Genomic DNA, 22448 nt, shown 5'->3' on the forward strand with positions numbered 1-22448 from the left:
CCTGGCGTTGGCGTCGAAGACGGGATCGGTGAGGTCACTGCACCATTCTCGCCCTACCAGATGAGAGCTGCACGATGGGCGCGAAGCACCCCGCGATGGATACGATCCATATAACCCGACAGCAGGCGTTTGCAGCACTCTTGCGAAGCGCGTCGATCTGTTGCGTCGCGAGCGGGATTTCTGCACGGAAACCCCGCTCCAAGCAAGATTTCGTCGGTTCGGTTACCGCTATGTAACGTTTCCGGCGTGAGTTTGCTCTTCGCCCTTCCAGTTCTTATCGTCAGAGTATTCAAGAAGCGGACTCAGCGCGCACAACGCGCAGTTTTCGCTTGCCCTTTCCAAGAGGAGGAACTGTGAAGTTCAGTCGGTTCGGCATCGCCACCGCAGTCATCGCAGTTGGGGCTCTCGCCCTCACCGGTTGTTCCGGTGGAGGATCAGGTTCTGAGAGCACCAGCAGCGCGAAGTCCATCATCACCACGAACGGCTCCGAGCCGGAGAGTGGCCTCATCCCGAGCGACACCAACGAGGTCGGCGGCGGCAAGATCATCGACGAGATCTTCGCAGGTCTCCGCTACTACGGTGCTGACGGCAAGCCCGTCAACGACGTCGCGCAGTCGATCGACACGACCGACTCCACCAACTTCACGATCAAGATCAAGACCGGCGAGAAGTTCACCAACGGTGAGGACGTCACGTCGGAGTCGTTCGTCAAGGCTTGGCAGGACGCTGTTGTCAACAAGCGCAAGAACGCATCCTTCTTCTCGGACATCGAAGGCTTCAACGAGGACGGCACGCCCCTCACGGGTCTCAACGTCGTCGACGACAGCACCTTCACGGTCAAGCTGACCTCGGCTGTCTCCGACTTCCCGCTGCGCCTGGGCTACTCGGCCTTCTACCCGCTGCCCGCCTCGGCGTTCGACGCGAGCGGTAAGGTCACCGACGCCTTCGGCCAGAACCCGATCGGCAACGGCCCGTACAAGCTGGCGGACGACAAGGCCTGGAAGCACAACGAGTCCATCGCCCTCGTCAAGAACGACGACTACAAGGGTGGCCGTGAGGCGAAGAACGGTGGTCTCACGATCACGTTCTACAAGGACCTCGACGGTGCGTACTCCGACCTCCTGGCCGGAAACCTGGACGTGCTCGACCAGATCCCGACCTCGGCTGCTTCGACGTTCCAGAAGGACCTCGGCGACCGCGCTGTCAACCAGCCCGCCGCGATCTTCCAGTCCTTCACGATCCCGTCTCGCCTGCCGCACTTCAGCGGCCAGGAAGGCCAGCTGCGTCGCGAGGCGATCTCCTACGCGATCAACCGCGACGAGATCACCAAGGTGATCTTCAACGGCACCCGCACGCCGGCCACCGACTTCACCTCCCCGGTGATCGACGGCTACTCGAAGGACATCGAGGGCAGCGATGTCCTGAAGTACAACGAGAAGAAGGCCAAGGAACTGTGGGCTCAGGCCGACGCCATCGCGCCGTGGAGCGGCACGTTCCAGATCGCGTACAACGCTGATGGTTCGCACCAGGCATGGGTCGATGCTGTTTCCAACAGCATCAAGAACACGCTCGGCATCGACGCATCCGGTGCACCGGTCGCCGTGTTCAGCGACTTCCGCGCCAGCATCACGAGCCGCTCGATCCAGACGGCCTTCCGTTCCGGTTGGCAGGCCGACTACCCGGGTCTGTACAACTTCCTCGCACCGCTCTACGCGACGGGTGCTTCCTCGAACGACGGTGACTACTCCAGCCCCGAGTTCGACAAGCTCCTCTCAGAGGGTGCAAGCGAGGCGGACCTCGACGCAGCGAACAAGAAGTTCCAGGACGCTCAGGCGATCCTCTTCAAGGACCTTCCTGCAATCCCGCTGTGGTACCAGAACGTCAGCGGCGGCTACGCCGAAGGCGTGAAGAACGTTCAGTTCGGTTGGAACTCGGTTCCGCTCTACTACGAGATCACCAAGTAGTCTTGTAGCGGCATAGCTGGGTGGGTCCGGTAACCGGGCCCACCCAGTTCCACGAGTTCAGGAGTCCCTTACAATGGGCGGTTACATTCTTCGTCGTGTCCTTCAGGCCATCCCGGTCCTGCTCGGCACGACATTCCTCATCTATTTCATGGTCTTCGCGCTGCCCGGTGATCCCGTGCTCGCGTTGTTCGGCGACAAGACGCCGAGTGCGGCGCAGATCGCGCAGCTCCGTGAGCAGTACAACCTCGACAAGCCCTTCATCGTGCAGTATCTGCTGTACCTGGGCGGCATCTTCCACGGTGACCTCGGAACGTCCTTCTCTGGACAGCCCGTCAGCGAGATCCTCGCGCAGGCCTTCCCGGTCACCCTCCGCCTCGCAGTGCTCGCCGTCATCTTCGAGATGATCGCCGGCATCACGATCGGCCTCGTCTCCGGCTTGCGCAAGGGCGGCATCTTCGACACGTCCTTCCTGGTCGTCAGCCTCATCCTCATCTCGCTCCCCGTCTTCGTGGTCGCGTTCGTCGCCCAGTACGTGTTCGGCATCCAATTGGGGTGGTTCAGACCCACGGTCGGGGCCGGTGCCCCGATACAGGACTTGATACTGCCGGCGCTGGTGCTCGCGACGATCAGCTTCGCGCAGATCGTCCGGCTCACGCGCAGCTCGGTCATCGAGACGCAGTCTCTCGACTTCGTACGCACGGCGTACGCGAAGGGCCTCAGCAGGCGACGCATCGTGCCCGTGCACATCCTGCGGAACTCCCTCATCCCCGTGGTGACGTACCTCGCGGTCGACTTCGGCGTCCTGATCGTCGGCGCCACCGTCACGGAGGGCATCTTCAACGTGCCCGGTGTCGGACGGACCCTCTACCAGGCCATCCTGCGCGGTGAAGGACCCACGGTCGTGTCCTTCGTCACCGTCATGGTGCTGTTCTATCTCGCCATCAACCTAGTCATCGACCTGCTGTACGCAGTGCTCGACCCGAGGATCCGCTATGTCAAGTAACGATCACGAGCCGACCGCCAAGCGGTCGCCGAAGCACTTCGTCGCACCGCTCGACGAAACACCGCTCGCCGTCATCGACGCCCTCCGGGTGGACGAGAAACCCAGCAACCTGTGGACCGACGCCTGGCAGTACATGCGCCGTCAGCCGATGTTCTGGATCTCCTCGGTCCTCATCGTCCTGATCGTCCTCGTCGGGTTGTTCCCCGGGCTGTTCGCGCACACCCCGCCGAACGACCAGTGCTACCTGTCGAACAGCAACGGCGGTCCGGAGGCCGGACACATCCTCGGGTTCACGAAGCAGGGTTGCGACGTCTACTCCCGGATCATCTTCGGCACCGGCACCTCACTGTCCGTCGGTCTCATCGTCACGCTCATCACGGCCGTCCTGGGCATCGTGTTCGGCGCCTTCGCCGGCTTCTACGGCGGCTGGGTCGACTCGGTCCTGTCCCGCATCGGCGACATCTTCTTCTCGATCCCCTACATCCTCGCGGCCGTCGTCGTGATGTCGGTGCTCGCGAAGTACCGGAGTGTCTGGACGATCTCCTTGGCGATCGGGTTGTTCGCGTGGCCGTCCGTGGCCCGTGTGCTCCGGGCGGAAGTGCTCAGGGTGAAGAACTCGGACTACGTCCAGGCCTCGATCGCGCTCGGCGTCTCCCGGTTCAAGATCCTGTTGCGCCACGTGCTTCCGAACTCGATCGCTCCGGTCATCGTGGTCATCACGATCTCGCTCGCCGCTGCGATCGTCGCCGAGGCGACCCTGTCGTTCCTCGGTGTCGGACTCGGCAGCCAGATCATGTCGTGGGGTAACGACATCAGCCAGGCGCAGCAGGACATTCGCACTGCGCCCCAGGTTCTGGTCTACCCCTCGATCGCGCTGTCACTCACCGTGCTCAGCTTCATCATGCTCGGCGAGGTCCTCCGGGATGCGCTCGACCCGAAGGCGAGGGTCCTGCGTTGACCAACACGATTCCCACTGCAAGCGCTTCGGCGCAGCAGCCGCTGCTCGAAGTCAAGGACCTCGAGGTCTCGTTCCGGACCCAGTCCGGCACAGTGCAGGCTGTCCGGAAGATCAACTTCCAGATCATGCCTGGCGAGACGTTCGCGATCGTCGGCGAGTCCGGCTCCGGGAAGTCGACGACGGCGCACGCCGTCATCAACCTCCTGCCTGGCACGGGCAAGATCTCGGGCGGCGAGATCCTCTTCGAGGGTCGCGACCTCTCCAAACTGTCCGACAAGGACATCGAGGACGTCCGCGGTCGCCTGATCGGCTTTGTGCCCCAGGACCCGATGTCGAACCTCAACCCGGTGTGGAACATCGGCTTCCAGGTCGAGGAGGCGATCCGTGCGAACGGCGTCGCCACCGGCAAGAAGGCCGTCCGCGCCCGCGCCATCGAGGTGCTGAAGCAGGCCGGTCTGTCGGATGCCGACCGTCGTCTGAAGCAGTTCCCGCACCAGTTCTCGGGCGGCATGCGCCAGCGCGTGCTGATCGGCATCGGTCTGTCGTCGAGCCCGAAGCTGCTCATCGCCGACGAGCCGACCTCGGCGCTCGACGTGACCGTGCAACGGAAGATCCTCGACCACCTCGAGACGCTCACGCGCGACAGCAACACGGCGCTGCTCTTCATCACCCACGACCTGGGGCTCGCCGCTGAACGCGCCGACAACCTGATCGTGATGTACAAGGGGCAGATCGTCGAGGCCGGTCCGTCGGTCGAGATCCTGCAGAACCCGGTGCACCCGTACACGCAGCGTCTCGTCGCGGCGGCCCCGAGCCTCGCATCGCGTCGCATCCAGTCGGCGTCCGCGCCGCTGGAGACGCTCACGTACGAGGCGACGAAGGCCACGGAGGGCGTCGACCTGATCGCCGCAGCCGAGGCCCGCGCCGAGGCGCACTCCGGCCTTGCGAACGAAGAGCCGGCGATCGTTGTGCAGGATCTGACGAAGATCTACAAGATCCGTGGTCAGAAGGGCGACTCCGGGGAGCTGAAGGCCGTCGACGGCGTGTCCTTCCAGATCCCGAGGGGCACCACGATGGCGCTCGTCGGCGAGTCCGGTTCCGGCAAGTCGACGGTCGCGAAGCTCCTGCTCCAGCTGGAGACGGCCACCTCCGGCAAGATCCGGATCGGTGGACGGGAGATGGAAGGGCTCGACCGCAAGGGCCTGCTCGCGCTGCGCCGGAAGATGCAGCCTGTGTTCCAGGACCCGTACGGTTCGCTCGACCCGCTGCGCAACATCGGCAACACGATCGCGGAGCCGCTCGTCACCCACGGTGTCGGCGACCGGGCGTCTCGCCGTGCGCGTGTGCTGGAGTTGCTCGATCAGGTGTCGCTGCCCCAGACGGTCAGCACCCGATACCCGAACGAGCTCTCCGGCGGCCAGCGTCAGCGCATCGCGATCGCGCGTGCGCTCGCGTTGAAGCCGGAGATCGTGGTCCTCGATGAGGCCGTGTCAGCGCTCGACGTGCTGGTGCAGGCGCAGATCCTGCAGCTGCTCGCCGACCTCCAGTCTGAACTGCAGCTGACGTACCTCTTCATCACCCACGACCTCGCGGTCGTCCGGGTGATCGCGGACAACGTCGCCGTGATGCAGAAGGGCCGGATCGTGGAAGCGTCCACAACCGATTCCGTGTTCGAGAACCCGCAGCAGCAGTACACGCGTGAACTGCTCGACGCGATCCCGGGCGCCGGCATCGAGTTGGGCCTGTAGTACGCACTGCACGAGCTGAACAGAACGAAGAGCCGCGCTGTGGAGACACAGCGCGGCTCTTTCGTTTGCCCGTTTGTTCGTTTGCCCGGCTCGTCCGGCTCATTCGGCCAGGACCTCTCCGCGACGCGTCGATGCACGCGTCTGGCCGGTGGGACCCTGATCAGCCGAGGAGCGCCGAGGCGATGCCCCAGGCGACGAGTGCGAGTGCAACGGCGACGGCCGGCACGTCGAGCCGGGACGTGACCGTCGTCGGACCGTCGACATCAACACGCGCCCACCGCTCGTGGGCCTCCTCGACGAGGCGGTTCGCGTTCGGACCGGCGCCGTCCGCGCGGCCGGGACGCCGCACGCCCTGCGCACGATCCTGGTAGTCGACTCCCTGCCGCCCGGAGCGGTCGCCCATGATGGAGGGGCGGTCGAGCCCGGTGGTCGGTGCACCCCAGCTGACGATCCTCCGCCCGTCGGTGAGCTCGATGACCAGCTGATAGCGGGAGGCGACCTCGCGGATGCGACCCCACGGGATCTCGTGCACCCGGCCCACGTTCACGAGGCTCAACTTGGTCGGCTCGATGATGATGCACGGGCGCACGAGGACGACGTACACGACCCACACGGCGAGAAGCTCCCACGGCAGGGCGAGCAGCGCGAAGGTCCAGGCACCGCGGGAGACGGCATCGATGATGAAGAACACGATGAGCGCAGCGGTCACCGCGAGGATCCAGTACCCGCCGGTTGAACGGAGCGTCACTCGTCGATTCTGGGTATTCGATGCGTCATTCACACCGACCATCCTCTCAGGGCGCCCGTGAGGCGCGATGCCTGACCCTCCGCTCGGTCAGGATCAGCTGTCCCGCTGACTGTGTCCGGCAGGGTTCAGGCGGGAACCAGCCGGTCGCTCTCCGCGTGATGGCAGGCGACGAGTCGCCCGTCCACGGGACGCTCGACCGGGTCGTCCTGCTCGCAGATCGCCCGCTTGTCGGCGGGCATGAGCTGGTAGAGCGGGCACCTGGTGCGGAAGTTACATCCGGTGATCTCGTCGCTGGGGGAGGGGAGGTCGCCGTTCAGCAGGATCCGCTTGCGGCTGTTCTCGATCTCCGGATCAGGCACAGGCACGGCCGACAGCAGCGCCTGGGTGTACGGGTGCTTCGGTCGCTCGAAGATCTCCTGTGACGGTCCGTACTCCACGATCCGCCCGAGGTACATCACCGCGACGTCATCGGCGATGTGCCGCACGACGGCGAGGTCGTGTGCGACGAAGAGATAGGAGAGCCCGAGGCGTTCCTTGAGATCTTCGAGCAGGTTGATGACACCGGCCTGCACCGAGACGTCGAGCGCGGAGACCGGTTCGTCGAGCACGAGGATCTTCGGTTCCACCACGAGTGCGCGGGCGATGCCGATGCGCTGGCGCTGGCCGCCGGAGAACTCGTGCGGGTAGCGGTCGGCGTAGCTCGGTTCGAGCCCGACGAGTTCGAGCATGTCGGACACCTTGCGACGGATGTCCGCCTTCGACGTCCCGAGGACCGTGAGCGGCTCGCCGATGATGTCCTCGATCGTCATGCGGGGATCGAGGGATGCCATCGGGTCCTGGAAGACGACCTGGATGTCGCCGCGCATCTTGCGGCGGTCGCGCTTGTTGAGCGTGGAGGTGTCCACGCCGTTCACCCGGATGCTGCCGGACTGGGCGCCGGCGAGTTCGAGGATCTCCATGATCGTGGTCGTCTTGCCACAACCGGATTCGCCGACGAGGCCGAGGGTCCGACCCCGGTCGACCGTGAACGAGACGCCGTCGACGGCCTTCACCGTGCCGATGACGCGACGGAACACGGTCCCCTTCGTCAGCGGGAACGCGCGCTTCATATTGCGGACGTCGAGTACGGTGACCGGCTCCACCTCGGCGACCTCATCGGCCGGCACCGGTTCCGGCCGCGGGAAGATCTCGCCGCGGAGGAGCTCGCCGTCTGCGATCTCGTCGGCGCGGATGCACGCCGCGAGCCGGTTCGAGTCCTGGGCGTCGTGGACACGCGCGAGCGGCGGCTCCCCGTCGAGGCACGCTGCGACGGCGGCGGGGCAGCGCGGCGCGAACGGGCACCCCGTCGGCACCTGGGTGAGCAGCGGCGGACGCCCCTCGAGCGGGACGAGACGGTCCTGCTGGGACACCGCCATGTTGGGCATGGAGCGCAGCAGCCCGATCGTGTACGGCATCATCGGCTCACGGAAGAGCGGGAGCACCGGAGCAGACTCGACGATCCGGCCCGCGTACATCACGGCGACGCGGTCGGCATTGCCTGCGACGACGCCGAGGTCGTGCGTGATGAGCACCACGGCAGCACCGGTGATGTCCTTGGCCTCCTGCAGCACCTCGAGGATCTGCGCCTGGATCGTGACGTCGAGTGCCGTGGTCGGCTCGTCGGCGATGATGAGCTGCGGGTCGTTGGCGATCGCGATGGCGATCATGGCCCGTTGCCGCATTCCGCCGGAGAACTCGTGCGGGAACGCCTTCGCCCGCCGCTCCGGGTTGGGGATGCCGACGACGCGCAACAACTCGATCGCTCGCACCTCGGCTGCACGCTGGGTGAGCTTCGCATCGTGCAGACGCAAGCCCTCCGCGATCTGCTGCCCGATCGTGTACACGGGGGTGAGCGCGGACAGCGGGTCCTGGAAGATCATCGCGATCTCGCTGCCGCGAACCTTGGACAGCTCCCGGTCGTCCTGTCCGAGGAGCTCCTGGCCGTTGAAGCGGATGCTGCCCTCGATGACGGCATTGGTGGGGAGCAGGCCCATGACCGCCATGGACGAGACGCTCTTGCCGGAGCCGGACTCGCCGACGATGCCGAGGAACTCGCCCCTCGCGACGTCGTAGGAGACGCCGCGGACGGCGTGCACCGGGTTCCCGCCATTGGGGAAGGTGACGCTCAGGTCGCGGACCGACAGGAGCGGGGGTGAGGCGATGGGGTCAGTCACGGTTGGCTCCTGAGGTCGGGTCGATCGCGTCCCTGAGCGCGTCGCCGAGGAGGCTGGACGCGAGCACGGTGATGATGAGGATGCCGGCGGGGAACACGAACAGCCACGGTCTGGTGACCGCCGCCGTGCTGCCGAGCGCGAGCAGGGTGCCGAGTGACACGTCAGGCGCCTGGACGCCGAAGCCGAAGAAGCTCAGCGTGGTCTCGGAGAGGATCGCGGCCCCGATGCCGAGTGTCGCATCGATGATCAGGAGGGATGCGACGTTCGGCAGGATGTGGCGGCGCACGATCGTGAATCCGGGGACCCCCATGAACCTGGCCGCCTTGACGTACTCGCGTTCGCGCAGCGACATGGTCTGGCCGCGGATGACGCGTGCGAGCACCATCCAGCCGAACAGGGCGAGGAAGACCACGAGCGCGAGCCACGACAGCGATCGGAACACGGGGCTGAGCAGCACGATGAGGTAGAAGCTCGGGATGACGAGGAGCAGGTCGATGACCCAGATGATCGCCTTGTCCCACACGCCGCCCAGGTACCCGGCGACCGCGCCGACCAGGCCGGCGATGAGCGCGGCGGCCGGTCCGACGATGAGACCGATGACGAGCGACTTCTGCAGCCCGACGAGCGTCTGCGCGTAGACGTCCTGGCCGATGTTGTTGGTCCCGAACCAGTGGTCGAGCGACGGTGGCTGGCTGAACGCGAGGCCGTCCTGGTCCGTGAACGACCATGGATACAGGAGCGGGCCGATGAACGCCCACAGGATGATGAACAGCAGCACGCCGCCACCGATGCGCGCTCGATTCGTGGCGATGACCTTGCGGAAGATCATGCTGCCGCGGGAGCGCGACCTGGCCGGTTGCGTCGGTGGTTCGTCGCGGAGGATGACGGTGTCGCCGACGGTGGTGGTTGTCGGATCGGTCATGGCCATGTCAGACCCTCACTCTCGGGTCGAGGGCTGCGTAGATGACGTCGGACAACGTTCCGGCGATGAGGACGAGGATCGCGGTGAAGAGGATGGTTCCCGTCGCGGCGTTGATGTCCGCGTTCGACACGCTCGTGAGCAGGTACTCGCCCATGCCGTGCCAGCTGAAGACGTTCTCGGTGACGGTCGCGCCGACCAGGATGAGGCCGAACGAGTACGCGAAGAACGTGGACATCGGGATGAGGGCGACGCGCACGCCGTGGCGCACGATGGCCGAGCCCCTGCGGCGGCCCTTGGACCTGGCCGTCCTGATGTAGTCGGCCGACATCACGTCGAGCATGGCGCTGCGCTGGTACCGCGAGTAGGTGGCGACCGCTCCGACCGTCAGGGTGATGGTCGGCAGCAGGAGGTGGATGAGCCGATCGCCCAATTGCGTCCAGAACCCGCCCTGCAACCCGGCGGTGTATTCGCCGGTGAAGTTGATGACGTTCGTGCCGACGGCCTGGTTGAACGACGTCGCGCCGATCATCAGCAGGATGCCGAGGACGAAGACGGGCGTCGCGAGGATGGCGAACGACGCGTACGTGATGGTCTGGTCGCTGACCTTGTACTGGCGGACGGCGCCCCAGACGCCGAGTGCGACGCCGATGACGGCTCCCAGGATGGTCCCGATGATGAGCAGTCGGAGGCTCGTGCCTGCGCGTTCGAAGATGTCGGCGGTGACCTGCGTGCCGCGTGTGCTGATGCCGAGCGAGCCGGTCGTGACGAGTTCGGTGAGCCAGTGCCACAGCCGTTCGAGGATGGGGACGTCCGGGTTCACCCCCATCTTGTCGAGGGCTGCGTCGATGGATGCCTGTGGAACGGGTGGGTTCTTCCCGAGGAAGCGGGCTCCCGGCTTGAGCGTCGCGCTCACGAGCACGTACCCCAGCATCGTGGCGATCGCACTAAGGAACACGTAGTTCACCAAGCGCCGAGCTATGAATCCGATCATGTACCAGCCTTGCGGTATTGGGATGTGGAACGTCGTTGTCCCCACATCGGGGCTCCCGTTGTGCGGGTGGAGACACTGTAACCCCACGATCGTCGGAAACGGAAAACGGGGACGAGCACAAGGAAACGAAACGTATGTTTCGGGCATGTTGTGGCTGAACGCCTGGAAAGTAACGATCCGGCCGCGATCCGAACGCGTCGACATCGCGCAATGCGATGATGTCTAAAGTATCTGTGCCTCATGTTTACACAGCATAGTACGGAGATGCCCGACGAAAGGAACATGTTCGATGGGATTCACACAACACAGGCGAATCGCGGCCGGCACGACCGGCCTCGTCCTCGCAGCACTCCTGGCCACGGGGTGCACAGGCGGCCCGCAGCCAGACGGCGACGCGACCACGGGCGGCGCGCACCTCGCCGGGACGGGGTGGACGGCAGCGGAGCCGGACGCCGTCACCGACGGCGGCACGCTCACCCTCGCTATCGACTCGCTGCCGGCCAACTGGAACGTCCGCCATCTCGACGCCGGAACGGTCGACGACCAGTTCCTCACCAACCTCTACTCCGCCACCTATGTGACGATCGGGGAGGACGGATCCTGGGCTGCGGACCCGGACTTCGCCGAATCGGTGGAGCTCGTGAGCGAGGACCCGCAGGTCGTCGAGGTGAAGATCAACCCGAAGGCGGTGTGGTCGGACGGCACCCCCATGAGCGTCGACGACTTCGTCTCGACCTGGCGATCCCTGAACGGCACGGACGAGGCGTACTCGCCCACCTCCACGAATCTCTGGAAGGACGTCGAGTCCATCACGGCGGGGCAGAGCGCTCAGGACGTGGTCATCACGTTCGCCGACGTCAACGCCGACTGGCCGTCCATGCTGAGCAACATCTGGCCGGCCTGGTTGGGAGACACGCCCGAGCACTTCAACACCCTCTGGGCTGCCGGTCCGTTCGCCGCGGACGGCACGACACTCGTCTCCGGTGGGCCGTTCATCGCCTCCACGATCGACCAGACCGGCGCGGTCGTCACGTTCGAGCGCAACCCTGCATGGTGGGGCGACACGCCGAAACTCGACTCGATCATCTTCAAACAGGTGTCGCGCGCCGGACTCTCGCAGGCGTTCGCCAACCAGGAGATCGATGTGATGAACATCGGCACCACCACTGACAACTACACGACGGCCAAGGGCAGGGCCGATGCCGAGATCCAGCGATCGCTCGGCACCGTGTGGAGCCACATCACGCTCAATGGGCGTTCGGCGGTGTTCAGTGACCAGGCGGTGCGGCAGGCGTTCGCGAAGTCCCTCAACCGGCAGGTCCTCGCGGAGGCGAGGCTCGGCGGCATCGACGCGCCCATCCAGCTGCTCGACAACCTCATCCTCCTGCCCGGCCAGGACGGGTACACCGACGACGCCTCCACGGTGCTCGGATACGATCTCGACGGAGCCAAGAAACTGCTCGACGACGCCGGGTGGAAGCCGGGGAAGGACGGCGTCCGCGCCAAGGATGGTGCGAAGCTGTCGGTCAGATTCGTCATCCCCTCCGCCAATCCGGTGAGTTCGGAGACGGCGCAGCAGGTTCAGGCGCAGGCGAAGGAAGCCGGATTCGAGGTCGTCATCGACTCCGTCCCGAGCGATGACTTCTTCACGAAGTACATCAACGCGGAAGCACGGGACTTCGATGCCGCGCCGTTCAACTGGCAGGGTACGGCGTTCCCGATCTCGGACGCCGAATCGCTCTTCTCGCCGGCGGATGCCGGCCAGAACTACCCCGGCGTGACCGATGACGCGCTCGCCGGATTGTGGAAGCAGGCCAACGCAGAACTCGACCCGGCGAAGCGCCTGGAGATCGTGCAGCAGATCGACGAGCGCGTGGTCGCACTCGCCGGGACGCTGCCGCTGTTCCCGGTGCCGTTCACGTACGGCGTGAAGTCGGGACTCGTCAATTACGGGCCTGCACAGTTCGAATCGATCGACTGGACTCGGGTGGGCTGGGCGAAGTAGCCGTTTGACACGAGAAGAGGCCGATGCGCGTGTGCGGAGTGATCCGCGCACGCGCATCGTCGCGTTTCGAACAGAAATCGAATCGGTAACGATCCGACACCCATTGGGGTGTGGTGGACATCCGGGTGCAGGATGGTGAACATTGCACTTGCGCCACGTATGTTGCTTGAGTCTCGGCAGATACGCGGCGCATTCCGATGTCACGAAAGGGTGGACCTCTATGAGTTCCCACAAGAAACGCGGGTTGATCCTCGCCAGTGTCTCGATCGTCGCGCTCGCGCTGACGGCGTGCACGGGCGGCGGCGGACCCAGCGGCGGCTCCTCGACATCCGGCCCGGCGCTGCCGAGCACCGGCTGGACCACGGCCGACCGCGGCGACATCGCCGATGGCGGGACGCTCACGCTCGCCGTCGACGCGATCCCCGCGAACTGGAACCTCAACAACCTCGACTCCGGAACGGTCGACGACCAGTTCCTGACGAACATCTACACGGCCGCCTACGTCAACATCAAGGAGGACGGCACCTGGGAGGCCAACAAGGACTACGCGGACTCCGTCGCCCTGAAGAGCGACGACCCGCAGGTCGTCGAGGTCAAGATCAACCCCAAGGCGGTGTGGTCGGACGGCACGCCGATGAGCGCTGACGACTTCATCTCCACCTGGCAGTCGCTCAACGGCAAGGACGCTGCGTACGCGCCGATCGCCACGAACGTCTGGGAGGACATCTCCTCCATCACGGCCGGCGACAACCCGCAGGACGTCCTCATCACCTTCGGCAAGAAGAACGCCGACTGGCCGTCCATCCTCGGCAACATCTGGCCCAAGTGGCTCGGTGCGACGCCCGACTCGTTCAACAAGCTGTGGGCGACCGGTCCGTACGCGGCCGACGGCACGACGCTCGTTTCCGGCGGCCCCTTCATCGTCAGCAACATCGACGCGACCGGCCAGGTCGTCACCTTCGAGCGCAACCCGAAGTGGTGGGGCGACGAGCCCAAGCTCGAGAAGATCATCTTCAAGGCTGTGTCCCGCTCCGGTCTGGCCCAGGCGTTCGCGAACAACGAACTCGACCTCATCAACCTGTACCTGAACGCCGACAACTACGCCACGGCTCAGAAGCGGAGCGATGCGGAGATCGAGCGCTCGCTGAGCCCCAGCTACCGTCACATCACCCTCAACGGAACTAGCGACGTCTTCAAGGACGAGAAGGTCCGTCAGGCCTTCGCGAAGTCGCTCAACCGTCAGGTGATCGCCCAGGCGCGCCTGTCCGGCGTCGAGGCCCCCGTCACCCTGCTCGACAACCTCATCTTCCAGCCAGGCCAGGCCGGTTACGAGGACGACGCGACGAAGGTGCTCGGCTACGACGTCGACGGTGCCAAGAAGCTCCTCGACGACGCCGGCTGGACCGGCAGCGGAACACGTGAGAAGGACGGCAAGAAGCTCAGCGTGCGCTTCGTCATCCCCTCCGACAACCCGAACTCGGCAGAGGTCGCGCAGCAGGTCCAGGCTCAGGCCAAGGAGACCGGCTTCGACGTCAAGATCGACACCGTCCCGTCCGATGACTTCTTCACGAAGTACATCACGACGTCGACGCGCGACTTCGACGCGACGTTCTTCGCCTGGCAGGGCACGCCCTTCCCGATCTCGAGCACGAAGTCGATCTTCTACCCGGCCGACTCCGGACAGAACTTCCCCGGTGTCACGAACGACAGCCTCGGTGAGGACTTCGACAAGGCGAACGCCGACCTCGACCCCGCGTCACGGCTCGACCTCGCGAAGCAGATCGACCAGAAGCTCGTCGGACTGGCGACCACGCTCCCGCTGTACCCGGAGCCCTTCGTCTACGGCGTCAAGAAGGGCCTCGTGAACTACGGCCCGTCGCAGTTCGAGACGGTCATCTGGAAGAACGTGGGCTGGAAGAAGTAACAACCGGTCGACGTTCCGGCGGCCGCGGGTGGATCCCTCCACTCGCGGCCGTCGCCGTCCCGGGGGAGGAGGCGGCATCGGTCGGCGCCCGTCACCGCCCATCCACGTCCCGTTCAGAGGGTGTGCAGCAAGCCTGGGGTATGATGGTCCGTCGGCTACATCTAGCCGAAACCCAAAGACACCGAAGGAAGCCAACGCTTTATGGCGCTCGCCACTCGTACCGATCTGCGCAACGTCGCGATCGTGGCCCACGTTGACCACGGTAAGACCACCCTCGTCGACGCCATGCTGCGGCAGACCAACTCATTCGCAGAACACGCCCACCTCGAAGAACGCGCCATGGACTCGAACGAGCTCGAGCGCGAAAAGGGCATCACGATCCTCGCCAAGAACACGGCGATCTCGTACAAGGGCAAGCACGCCACCGAGGGCCCCATCACGATCAACGTGATCGACACCCCCGGCCACGCCGACTTCGGTGGAGAGGTCGAGCGCGGCCTGTCCATGGTCGACGGCGTCGTCCTGCTCGTCGACGCGTCGGAGGGCCCGCTCCCGCAGACGCGCTTCGTGCTCCGCAAGGCCCTCGAAGCCAAGCTCCCCGTCATCCTCCTGGTCAACAAGACCGACCGCCCGGATGCGCGCATCGACGAGGTCGTCGTCGAGAGCCAGGACCTGCTCATCGGTCTGGCGAGCGACATGGCTGACGAGGTCCCAGACCTCGACCTCGACGCCGTCCTCGACGTGCCCGTCGTCTACGCGTCCGGCAAGGCCGGCCGTGCATCCTCCAACAAGCCCGAGAACGGCGAACTGCCGGACAACGAGGACCTCGAGCCGCTCTTCGAAGCGATCCTCGAGCACATCCCGGCTCCGCAGTACGACGACGAGCACCCGCTGCAGGCGCACGTCACCAACCTCGACGCATCGCCCTTCCTCGGCCGCCTCGCGCTGCTCCGCATCTTCAACGGCACGCTCAAGAAGGGCCAGACGGTCGCTTGGGTCCGCCACGACGGCGACGTCCACAACGTGCGCGTCACCGAGCTCATGATCACGAAGGCCCTCGACCGCTACCCGGCCGAGAGCGCCGGCCCGGGTGACATCGTCGCCGTCGCCGGTTTCGCGGACATCATGATCGGCGACACGCTGGCAGACCCGGAGGACGTCCGCGCCCTCCCCGCCATCACGGTCGACGACCCCGCCATCTCGATGACGATCGGCACCAACACCTCGCCGCTTATGGGCAAGGTCAAGGGCCACAAGCTCACCGCTCGGATGGTCAAGGACCGTCTCGACCGCGAGCTCATCGGTAACGTGTCGCTCAAGGTCCTCGACATCGGTCGTCCGGACGCGTGGGAGGTCCAGGGTCGTGGAGAGCTCGCGCTCGCCATCCTCGTCGAGCAGATGCGTCGTGAGGGCTACGAGCTCACCGTCGGCAAGCCGCAGGTGGTCACGAAGCGCATCGACGGCAAGGTCCACGAGCCGTACGAGCACCTCACGATCGACGCTCCCGAGGAGCACCTGGGCGCCATCACGCAGCTCCTCGCAGCTCGCAAGGGCCGTATGGAGGGCATGTCGAACCACGGCACCGGCTGGGTCCGTATGGAATTCATCGTTCCGTCGCGTGGTCTCATCGGCTTCCGCTCCGAGTTCCTGACCGCTACGCGCGGCACGGGTATCGCCAACGCGCTGTCCCACGGGTACGGCGAGTGGGCCGGTTCGATCGTCACGCGCAACAACGGCTCGATCGTGGCCGACCGCTCCGGTGTGGTCACGCCGTTCGCCATCATCGCTCTGCAGGAGCGCATGTCCTTCTTCGTGCAGCCCACGGAAGAGGTCTACGAGGGCATGGTCATCGGCGAGAACTCGCGCAACGAGGACATGGACGTCAACATCACCAAGGAGAAGAAGCTGACCAACATGCGTCAGTCCTCCGCCGACAACTTCGAGTCGATGACGCCGCCGCGCGTGCTGACGCTCGAGGAGAGCCTCGAATTCGCCCGTGAGGACGAGTGCGTCGAGGTCACGCCGGATCACGTCCGCATCCGCAAGGTCGAGCTCGATGCTCAGGCCCGCGCGCGCAACACCTCGCGTCTGAAGAAGCAGTCGGAGTAGTCTCCGCTCTTCCCGCGCTGATCGATGCCCGTCCTCCGTTCCGGAGGGCGGGCATCGTCGTTCCCATCCCATCCCACCCCGTGCCGTCCCATCCCGTTCGCAATTCAGGAGCGCCTCGGCGTGTCGGCCCCGAAATTAGCGCTTGAGCGCGACACGCCGAGGGTGCTCCTGAATTGCGAACAGCCGTCGGAGTCGGGGGCGGGGTCTGCGTCGGAGGACGAACCCGACTGCGGCCGCTCAGGAGTTGCGGGCTGGCGCAGGATACCCTGGGGCCATGCGACGCTCTGTGATCCTAACCCTGTCCGCCGCTCTTCTGATCGCTCCGGTCCTGACCGGTTGCAGCGCCATCGAATCGGGGGTGAAGAGCGGGGTCGAGCAGGCGATCACCGACGCATCGGGCGGGAAGCTCGATGTCGGACTCGAGCAGGGGCTGCCTGCGGACTTCCCGAAGGACGAGGTCCCGGTGATCGACGGGCAGACGACGGGCATCGGCTCCACGGTGAACGGCACGAAGACCTGGATCGTGACCGTTCAGGCGCCGAATACCGGCACGGCGGCGAAGGATGCGCTTGTGGCCGCCGGGTTCACGGTCGATGCTGAGGCGTCGGCCGGTGAAGGATCACTGGTGACGCTCTCATCGCCCGTCTACGACATCAAGCTCGTCGTCACCGCTGAAACCGTCATCTACACGGTGGCCCCGCGCTGATCCGTCGCGTCGGCCACTCACGCAGCGCATCAGAGGTGATTGCCCGTCGACCGTGATTCGGTTCGCAATTCAGGATCGTCTCGGCGAGTCGCGCCCGGATCACGCCGAGCGCGGGTCAACACGCCGGGACGCTCCTGAATTGCGCACGCCCGGACCGACGGCTGACCGCTCAGGAGAAGAGCGTCTCTCCGACGTAGCCGTTCTTCGACGCGCCGGGCGGAACGGCGAAGATGCCGGAGCCGACGTGCTTGATGTACTCGTTGAGCGCATCGACGGAGAGCGAGCGCTGGATGTCGATGAACTGCTGCGGCGACCGCTGATACGAGATGAAGAACAGCCCGGCGTTCAGCCGGCCGAGCTCGTCGTTGCCGTCCACGAAGTTGTACCCGCGACGAAGCAGCTTCGCGCCGCCCGTCACCGACGAGTGGGCCAGCCGGACGTGGGCGTCCTTGTCGATGAGTGGCTTGCCCGTCGGCCCCTTCGTCGCGAAGTCGGGCTCCGTGAACTCGGTCCCGCCGGACAGCGGAGCGCCGGCGCCCTTGCTCCGACCGATCACGCGCTCCTGCTCCTCCAGCTGCGTCCGGTCCCAGGTCTCGATGATCATCCGGATCTTCCGCACCACGAGGTAGGAACCGCCGGCGAGCCAGTCGCTGCCGTCCTTCGGGTGCACCCACACCGCTCCGTCGACCGTTGTGGTCTCCTCGGACTTGATGTTGGCCGTTCCGTCCTTGAACCCGAACAGGTTGCGCGGCGTCACCTGGGAGGTGGAGGTGGAGGACGTCCGGCCGAAGCCGAGCTGGGACCACCGGATCGATGCGCGACCGAAGGCGATGCGGCTGAGGTTCCGGATGGCGTGCACGGCCACCTGCGGGTCGTCTGCGCACGCCTGGATGCAGAGGTCGCCCCCGACGAAGCCCGGCTGCAGATTGTCGCCGGTGAACCGGGGGAGCGGGGCGAGGGATTCCGGGCGTCGGTCGGCGATGCCGAAGCGGTCGACGCCGTCCTCGGTCTGGAAGAGCGTCGGGCCGAAGCCGATCGTGATCGTGAGTCCGCTCGGCGGAAGCCCGAGCGCCTCTCCCGTGTCGTCCGGCGGGGCGAGCGGTGAGCCGTTGACGGCGCCGGACTCGCTGACCTCGAGTCCGCGCGTCATCCGTTCGGCGGCGAAGGACCAGTCCTGCAGCAGTTCGATCAGCTCGGCGCGTGTGGTGCGCTCTGCGACGTCGTACGCCGCGAAGTGGAGTCGGTCCTGGGCCGGCGTGGTGATGCCGCTCTGGTGGGCGCCTGAGAACGGGTAGACGGTGCCGGTGGGAATGCCGCTCGCCCCGCCGGTGACGGCCGTTGCGATGGCGGCTCCGGCGCCGCCGCCGATGGCGAGGCCGGCCGCACCGGCTCCGGCCAGCCCGAACAGCGCCCGGCGCGAGAGCGAGCGCTTCTGTGGCGCAGGCGTCGTACCGGCACCATCGGGAGCGGCGCTCGTGGGTTCTGGCGTTCCCGGTGCCGTGGATGACCCGGTCACCCCGGTCGTCCCGGGTGCGTCATCGTGCTGCTCGCTCATCGGCTCCATGCTATTCCGGTCTCGCTGTGGGACTGTTGTGGATGCGCTGAACCGCGACCGGGCGGGTTCCCGGTTACTCCGAACCCGCCCGATCGTGTGTTCACCTGATTACTTCGCGACGCCCAGCACGGTGTGCGTGAGCTGCGAGAGCGGCTCGGCCAGGGCGTTCACCTGATCGGACAGCTCCTTGCGCTGCGCCTCCGTGACCTGGTCGTAGGAGACGAACCCGGAGTCGAGGCTGCCGTACTTGGCGAGGAGGCTCTGGAGGGCCGTGAACTCGGTGTCGATGTCGCCGACGAGCTTCTTGCCCTCCGCGCCCTTGCCGGACGCGATGTCCTTGACGTTGCCGAATGCGACCTCGGCGCCCTGCACGTTCGCGGCGAAGTCGTAGAGGTCCGTGTGGGACCACCAGTCCTCTTCGCCGGTGATCTTGCTGGTCGCGACCTCGTCGAGGAGGCCGATGGCGCCGTTGCTGATGTCGCCGATGCTCACGCTGAAGTCGGACTTCGACACGAGGTCGAAGAGCGTCTGGGTGTCCTTCACGAGGCCGTCCGCGTACGTCTTGCGTTCTGCGGGGGTCGACGGCGCCCAGTTGAGCGTCGCGCTCGTTCCGTCGGAGTTGAGTGCGTCTGGCGCCGGGGCCCACAGGTCCTTCTCGATGCGGTGGAATCCGGTCCAGGACAGGCCCTCGGCGACGGCGTCCACCTCGCGGTAGTCGATCTTCGGGTCGAGGTCGCCGAAGGCCTCTGCGGTCGGCTCGATGCGCTCGTAGAAGGCGCGGGTGGTCGGGAAGAGCTTGCGGGCGGTGTCGTCGTCGCCGGCGGCGTAGGCGTCGGTGAACGCCTTGACCTGCGGCAGGAGTTCGGCGACCTGCGACTTGATGTAGGCGATGTAGTTCGTGACGGCCTGGTCCGTGAGTTTCTTGTCGTCGGCGGAGACGGCCGCCTCCTTGCCGGTGACCGTGAACTTGGCGAGGCCGATCGGAGCGCCGACGAGCTGGAACTTGCACGCCGTGTAGTAGGTCCCGGGCTGGAGCTGTGCGACGTAGGACACGGTCTGACCGGGAGTGATGTTCTCCTTCTCGCCGACGATGCGGAGCTTGTCCTCGGCGAGGATCTCGAACTCGTTGACATCGGTGCCGGTGTTGCTGGCCGTGAAGGTCACTGCGCCGGCCGTCGCCGTCGCGGCCGAGACGGCGCACGTCGTGTCGGTGATGGCGACGGTCAGTGCGTCGCCGCCCGCGTTGTTGGGGACGCAACCGGTCAGCGCGATGGCGAGGACGCCGGCGCCGGCGAGGCCGGTCAGTACACGTTTCTGCATGGATGCTCCTGTTGTGGGTGCTGGTGGTGTGAGGGCGGTCGTGTGGCGGGTGAGGTGCTGTGCTGCTGGTGCTGGGGCTGCTCGTTGTGCCGCCGGACGTGTTGCCGTGTCGGCTGGGCCCCTGCGCTGCGGGCGGTGGCTCGCACCGTGGATCAGCTCACGGGCGATTCGACGGCTTCCGCGCGTTGCTGCGTCGTCCGGCGCTTGCCACCGACGGTCCGGATGAAGCACAGGAGCGTGACGATGAGGTAGACGAGCCACGCGATGAACTGCGCCCAGGTCGGCGCCGGGGTGAAGTTGAAGACGCCGGCCAGCACCGTTCCGTACCAGCTCGTCGGCGGGATGATGTGGCTGAGGTTGAATGCGGCGTGGGTGCCGCCCGGAATCACACCGGCCTCCTGGAGGTCGCCGATGCCGTACGCGAGGACGCCGGCCGCCACGAGGATCAGGAAGAGCCCGGTCCAGGTGAAGAAGGTGCCGAGGTTGATGCGCACGAATCCGCGGTAGATCAGGTACGAGATGACGACGGACGTCAGGATGCCGAGGAAGGCGCCGACCGTGCCGAGGGCCGCGTCCTGTCCGGAGTTGACGCTCGCCCAGATGAAGAGCGCAGTCTCGATGCCTTCGCGTCCGACGCTCACGAAGCCGAGGATCACGATGCCGATGGCGGTGCCGGCGACGGCTGCATCGAGTCGGGAGTGCAGATCGTGCTTCAGCTCGCGGGCGTTGCGCCCCATCCAGAAGATCATCCAGGTGACGAGCCCGACGGCGAGGATCGAGAGCGATCCGCCGAGGATCTCCTGGGCCTGGAAACTCAGCCCGTACGGGCCCCAGGTGAGGATCGCGCCGGTGCCGAGGGAGACGAGGATCGCGATCGCGATGCCGATCCACAGGCGGGGGAGGACGTCGCGCCGACCGAGCTTGTTGAGGTAGGCGACGAGGATGCCGACGATGAGGCCGGCTTCGAGGCCTTCCCGGAGTCCGATCAGGTAGTTTGCGAGCACAGTGGTGTGACCTTCTGGCGTGTTCGAGTGCCGGTCGCCAATGGGTGGCCGTCGCTGCTGGGTGGGGGTTGCTCGCCGCGGTTCGCAGGTCGAGCGCAAAAAAGAACTGCAAGATTGGTAAGGCTTGCCTTATCGATCTGACACTACCTGCTGCTTCGAAAGCTGTCCAGTTACAATCGGCGCATGACGGACCCCCAGGATGCAGAGCGTCGGAGCGACCAGCCGCAGGCGGCCCAGCTGCCGCGTTACGGCGAGTTGGCGCCGGCCGCCGGCGCGCAGCCGACGCTGCCCGCCGCTGCGCCGGGTGAGGCGGTCTCCCCGCAGGGGACCGGCGCGTTCACCCAGCCGTTCGCGGGGCTGACCCCGGAAGCGAATCCGTCCCCTGACGTGTACAGTGCCCCGGAGTTCCTGTCGCCAGAGTCGCAGTGGAGCGATCAGCGGAGCGCGGACGACGAGCCCCGCGAGGTGACGATGGGGTCCCGCATCGCGAGCATCGTCCTCGCCCTGCTCATCGGCATCGTGTACGGCTGCATCGGCACGGTCGCGCACGGGTGGCAGCCGCTCCTGTTCGGCGTGCCAGTGCCGGCCGGACTCCTGCTGGCCGTGGTCGGCGTCACGCTGCTCTTCCTCGGGCTGCGCATCGTGCTCGACGACCGGCTCCCGGTCGCAGCTGCAGCGCTCGGCATGCTCATCTCCATCGGCATCTTCACCCTGCCGAGCACCGGCGGATCCGTCCTCATCCCACAGGGTGTCGCCGGGCTCATCTGGACGATCGCGCCATCGTTCATCGCCGTGCTCGTCCTCGCCTGGCCGAAACTGCCCCAGCGGACGGGGAGCGGCAACGGCCGTCACTCGGTCGGCGGAACGCACCCGGTGGTCGCTGCGGCGGAGATTCCGCCCGCCGACCGGGCGTAGACTTGGCAGACCAGTGTTCGTGAAAGGATCCCGAGACCTGTGACCTATGTGATCGCCCTGCCGTGCGTGGACGTCAAAGACCGCGCCTGCATCGACGAATGTCCTGTCGACTGCATCTACGAGGGTGAACGTTCGCTCTACATCCACCCGGACGAATGCGTCGACTGCGGTGCGTGCGAACCGGTCTGCCCGGTCGAGGCGATCTACTACGAGGACGACCTCCCGGAAGAGTGGGCCGACTACTACAAGGCCAACGTCGAGTTCTTCGACGAGATCGGCTCCCCGGGCGGCGCAGCCAAGGTCGGCGTCATCAAGTCCGACCACCCGGTCATCGCTGCACTGCCTCCCCAGGTCAACGGCTGA

17 protein-coding genes are annotated in these 22448 nt (G+C 66.0%); 10 read left to right on the plus strand and 7 right to left on the minus strand.

Translation table 11 applies throughout. The features are described 5' to 3' along the window. The first annotated feature begins 353 nt into the window (after positions 1–353). The 4 genes from ACL9RL_RS06555 (at position 354) to ACL9RL_RS06570 (ending at position 5673) form a co-directional block, all read left to right on the plus strand. Positions 354–1964, plus strand: a complete 1611-nt coding sequence (locus ACL9RL_RS06555) for a peptide ABC transporter substrate-binding protein (protein ID WP_422779408.1) — start codon at positions 354–356, stop codon at positions 1962–1964. 73 nt (positions 1965–2037) lie between these two features. Then, positions 2038–2967, plus strand: coding sequence for an ABC transporter permease (locus ACL9RL_RS06560; protein WP_422779409.1), 930 nt, complete (start codon positions 2038–2040; stop codon positions 2965–2967). Then, complete coding sequence (locus ACL9RL_RS06565) at positions 2957–3925, plus strand: ABC transporter permease (RefSeq protein ID WP_422779410.1); 969 nt, start codon at positions 2957–2959, stop codon at positions 3923–3925. The genes ACL9RL_RS06560 and ACL9RL_RS06565 overlap by 11 nt, the downstream gene beginning before the upstream one ends. Continuing rightward, positions 3922–5673 carry a dipeptide ABC transporter ATP-binding protein gene (locus tag ACL9RL_RS06570; protein WP_422779411.1) on the plus strand — a complete coding sequence of 584 codons (1752 nt, stop codon included), beginning with the start codon at positions 3922–3924 and terminating at the stop codon, positions 5671–5673. The genes ACL9RL_RS06565 and ACL9RL_RS06570 overlap by 4 nt, the downstream gene beginning before the upstream one ends. A 160-nt stretch (positions 5674–5833) precedes the next feature. On the opposite strand, the gene ACL9RL_RS06575 is transcribed toward ACL9RL_RS06570, so the two are convergent. The 4 genes from ACL9RL_RS06575 to ACL9RL_RS06590 form a co-directional block, all read right to left on the minus strand. After that, entirely contained in the window at positions 5834–6421 is a 588-nt protein-coding gene (locus ACL9RL_RS06575) for a hypothetical protein (protein ID WP_422779412.1), read from the minus strand. 125 nt (positions 6422–6546) lie between these two features. After that, on the minus strand, positions 6547–8634 hold the full coding sequence (locus tag ACL9RL_RS06580) for a dipeptide ABC transporter ATP-binding protein (protein WP_422779413.1): 2088 nt from the start codon (positions 8632–8634) through the stop codon (positions 6547–6549). Next, a complete protein-coding gene (locus ACL9RL_RS06585; protein ID WP_422779414.1) occupies positions 8627–9556 on the minus strand; it encodes an ABC transporter permease in 930 nt (309 codons plus the stop codon). The genes ACL9RL_RS06580 and ACL9RL_RS06585 overlap by 8 nt, the downstream gene beginning before the upstream one ends. A 7-nt stretch (positions 9557–9563) precedes the next feature. Beyond that, positions 9564–10547 (minus strand): ABC transporter permease, encoded by a 984-nt coding sequence (locus tag ACL9RL_RS06590; protein ID WP_422779415.1) that lies wholly within the window; start codon positions 10545–10547, stop codon positions 9564–9566. A gap of 289 nt (positions 10548–10836) precedes the next feature. Between ACL9RL_RS06590 and ACL9RL_RS06595 the strand changes: the two genes are divergently transcribed. The 4 genes from ACL9RL_RS06595 to ACL9RL_RS06610 all read left to right on the plus strand — a co-directional run bounded on the left by ACL9RL_RS06595 (position 10837) and on the right by ACL9RL_RS06610 (position 17291). Next, positions 10837–12552, plus strand: coding sequence for an ABC transporter family substrate-binding protein (locus ACL9RL_RS06595; protein ID WP_422779416.1), 1716 nt, complete (start codon positions 10837–10839; stop codon positions 12550–12552). Between the two features lie 220 nt (positions 12553–12772). Continuing rightward, complete coding sequence (locus ACL9RL_RS06600; RefSeq protein WP_422779417.1) at positions 12773–14476, plus strand: ABC transporter family substrate-binding protein; 1704 nt, start codon at positions 12773–12775, stop codon at positions 14474–14476. A 201-nt stretch (positions 14477–14677) separates the two neighbouring features. Further along, the gene (gene typA, locus ACL9RL_RS06605; RefSeq protein ID WP_422779418.1) at positions 14678–16585 is read left to right on the plus strand and encodes a translational GTPase TypA; all 1908 of its coding nucleotides are present in this window, start codon (positions 14678–14680) and stop codon (positions 16583–16585) included. A 274-nt stretch (positions 16586–16859) separates the two neighbouring features. Then, positions 16860–17291: a hypothetical protein gene (locus ACL9RL_RS06610; protein ID WP_422779419.1), complete on the plus strand. Its 432-nt coding sequence runs from the start codon at positions 16860–16862 to the stop codon at positions 17289–17291. A 169-nt stretch (positions 17292–17460) separates the two neighbouring features. Here the strand turns inward: ACL9RL_RS06610 and efeB are convergent, their stop codons facing one another. The 3 genes from efeB to efeU all read right to left on the minus strand — a co-directional run bounded on the left by efeB (position 17461) and on the right by efeU (position 21170). After that, positions 17461–18846: an iron uptake transporter deferrochelatase/peroxidase subunit gene (gene efeB / locus ACL9RL_RS06615; protein WP_422779420.1), complete on the minus strand. Its 1386-nt coding sequence runs from the start codon at positions 18844–18846 to the stop codon at positions 17461–17463. A 108-nt stretch (positions 18847–18954) separates the two neighbouring features. After that, positions 18955–20166 carry an iron uptake system protein EfeO gene (gene efeO, locus ACL9RL_RS06620; RefSeq protein ID WP_422779421.1) on the minus strand — a complete coding sequence of 404 codons (1212 nt, stop codon included), beginning with the start codon at positions 20164–20166 and terminating at the stop codon, positions 18955–18957. Between the two features lie 152 nt (positions 20167–20318). Beyond that, the gene (efeU, locus tag ACL9RL_RS06625) at positions 20319–21170 is read right to left on the minus strand and encodes an iron uptake transporter permease EfeU (RefSeq protein WP_422779422.1); all 852 of its coding nucleotides are present in this window, start codon (positions 21168–21170) and stop codon (positions 20319–20321) included. Between the two features lie 183 nt (positions 21171–21353). Between efeU and ACL9RL_RS06630 the strand changes: the two genes are divergently transcribed. Continuing rightward, positions 21354–22085: a DUF6113 family protein gene (locus tag ACL9RL_RS06630; protein WP_422779423.1), complete on the plus strand. Its 732-nt coding sequence runs from the start codon at positions 21354–21356 to the stop codon at positions 22083–22085. 39 nt (positions 22086–22124) lie between these two features. Beyond that, positions 22125–22448, plus strand: a complete 324-nt coding sequence (gene fdxA, locus ACL9RL_RS06635) for a ferredoxin (RefSeq protein WP_422779424.1) — start codon at positions 22125–22127, stop codon at positions 22446–22448.

Origin of the sequence: Plantibacter sp. Mn2098 (assembly GCF_049319745.1) — a bacterium.
Classification (GTDB): Bacteria; Actinomycetota; Actinomycetes; order Actinomycetales; family Microbacteriaceae; genus Plantibacter.